At 39.9% G+C, this 2,311-nt stretch carries 2 protein-coding genes and 2 pseudogenes; all 4 read left to right on the top strand.

Annotated features, from left to right (window positions below):
- Positions 1-14 precede the first annotated feature (14 nt).
- Positions 15-470, top strand: a pseudogene (locus HT719_RS08660) (phosphatase PAP2 family protein); the annotation flags it as partial.
- 219 nt (positions 471-689) lie between these two features.
- Positions 690-1,136, top strand: a complete 447-nt coding sequence (locus HT719_RS08665) for a LytTR family DNA-binding domain-containing protein (RefSeq protein WP_000776605.1) — start codon at positions 690-692, stop codon at positions 1,134-1,136.
- 4 nt (positions 1,137-1,140) lie between these two features.
- Positions 1,141-1,815: a hypothetical protein gene (locus tag HT719_RS08670; RefSeq protein WP_172928907.1), complete on the top strand. Its 675-nt coding sequence runs from the start codon at positions 1,141-1,143 to the stop codon at positions 1,813-1,815.
- Positions 1,816-2,056: 241 nt separating this feature from the next.
- A pseudogene (locus HT719_RS08675) lies at positions 2,057-2,254 on the top strand (N-acetylmuramoyl-L-alanine amidase family protein); the annotation flags it as partial.
- Positions 2,255-2,311 lie beyond the last annotated feature (57 nt).

A 2,311-nucleotide genomic window follows, 5' to 3' on the forward strand; every position in this document is an offset into this window, starting at 1 on the left:
TGGCTTGAAGCCATAATAAGCCCTTTCTTCTGAGCTTGTTAAGAACTTTCAATCGGTTCATGACGGTAGTTATGCCTATAGTTTATCTGACCTTGTTAGCAATTATCTATCTCCAAGAAGGACTTGGGAAACAGGTCGGGATTTATTTGTTTATCCCTGCATCAGGTTTTGTGATTTTGTCTTTTCTTCGTAAGAAAATCAATGCCCCTAGGCCTTATGAGGAATGGGATATTAAACCCTTGCTTGACAGAGATAGTCCTGGTCAGTCAATGCCCAGTCGTCATGTCTTTTCAGCCACCATTATCTCCATGGCTTGCTTACATGCTAGTTTATCTGTAGGGATTATCTTGTTGATCTTGTCAGCTCTCCTCGGTCTAGTGAGAGTCTTAGGTGGAGTGCATTTTCCAAAGGATGTAGTAGTTGGTTATATTTGTGGTCTTGTGTGGGGTGTGCTTTTCTTTCTATTTTGACCTGTAAGTTAATACTCAATGAAAATCAAAGAGCAAACTAGGAAGCTAGCCGCAAGCTGTACTTGAGTACGGTAAGACGACGCTGACGTGGTTTGAATTTGATTTTCGAAGAGTATAAGGCGGTCCTAGAACCACTTACGTGCCTAAAGTAACCACTTGCTTTTTTGCTCTTGTTTTCTTATTTTGCCTTTGATATAGTAGAGTCAGAAAGGAGATGGAATGAAGTTACGAATCGAAATTGACAGCAATTTAGAGGAAACTGAAATTGTCATCAAGGCAGCGGCTTTGACAGATGAGATTGCGGATTTACAGCGCCTCTTGCAAGAATCCAAGTCTCCTAGGTTGATTTTTTACAAGGGAACAGGTGAATATTATCTGGACTTGTCGGAAATTCTCTTCTTTGAGACAGAAGGTAGCAAGATTTACGCCCATACCCAGAAAGACGCCTACGAGGTTCGGCTTAAACTCTATGAGTTAGAGGCTATCCTTCCTCGTTATTTTAGTCGGGTATCCAAGTCAACGATCGCTAATATTCGGCAAATCTATTCGGTGGACAAGTCCTTTTCAGGAACGGGCACCATTTCCTTTTATCAGACCCACAAGGAGGTTCATGTGTCACGGCATTACCAATCCCTCCTAAAAGAAAATCTAAGAAACATGAGGTAAGAACATGAAAAAGAAAGCATTTGGTATTGTGTTGCTTATTTTGGCGGCTTTAATATTATTACAAGGAAATTTTGGAATCCCTTCTCTGGGAGGGCATATTTGGCCCTTGCTTGGTATTGCATTTTTTGCCTATCAATCAGTTGAAGCTTTGCTTCGTCGTCATCTGACATCAGCAGTTTTTACAACTTTTGTAGCTCTCATGATTGCTAATCATTTTTATGACATTTTACCGATTCCAAATCAGTCATTGTTCTGGGCTAGTATTTTAATCGTAATGGGTGTCAGCGCACTCACTCATTCTAACAGAACTTGGAATGGGAAAAAATGGTGGTATGATGGTGAAAAAACCATTTTTATAGACAAGGAAGTCGCTTTTGGGACTGGGACTTTCTACAAGCAAAATCAAGAATTGGTAGAAGACCAAGTAGAAGTTGGTTTTGGCAATGCCAAGATATATTATGACAATGCAGAGATTTTAGGAGATACCGCAACCCTGAAAGTGGAAGTTGGTTTTGGCAATGCAGTTATCTATGTTCCTCAACATTGGCGAGTTGATTTGAAGGTGGAAACTTTCTGTGGTGTAGCCAAGGCAGATGCCCCTCTAGCCCCAACCAGCAAAACCTTGATTATCCGTGGGGATGTGGCTTTTGGAAAGTTGGAGGTTGTCTACGTTAAATAAAAAAATCTTCACTTCAATCATCAAAATAGGCGTACTAAGAGTAGGAAATTGATGCCTTGCTCTGATTTCAGTTCTATGGTTGTTAGACTTTAAAAAATGAAATGTTGCCTTTAAAAGTTGTATATTTTTCGATATTTTGGCTCTTACGTTTGATGTATCTGTGTCCTACAGCGTGGATGATGTAGTGTAAAATGCTTTAAAAAAATGAATGATATTGGACAGTTTTTTTGCCTTTAATTGCTCAGGAGCTATGAAAGCAAGCGCTTGGGTTTATGACAAGGGAAAATGGTACTATGTAAGTTCTTCTGGTGCCATGCTAGCGAATGATTGGGTCAAAGATAATGGCAAGTGGTATTATTTAGCTTCATCAGGTAAGATGCTTCGCAATACCTATACACCTGATGGTTACTACGTTGGCAACTCAGGTGCCTGGCAATAAGAATAATACTCTTCGAAAATCTCTTCAAACCATGTCAGCTTCATCCACAACCTCAAA

It is taken from the genome of Streptococcus sp. k-378, assembly GCF_013277505.1.
GTDB lineage: Bacteria > Bacillota > Bacilli > Lactobacillales > Streptococcaceae > Streptococcus > Streptococcus pseudopneumoniae.

What these genes read in the sequence shown, in the direction of transcription:
- HT719_RS08665 (WP_000776605.1), top strand. Translation starts at nt 690, where the DNA reads ATGAAGTTACGAATCGAAATTGACAGCAATTTAGAGGAAACTGAAATT.
- HT719_RS08670 (WP_172928907.1), top strand. Translation starts at nt 1,141, where the DNA reads ATGAAAAAGAAAGCATTTGGTATTGTGTTGCTTATTTTGGCGGCTTTA.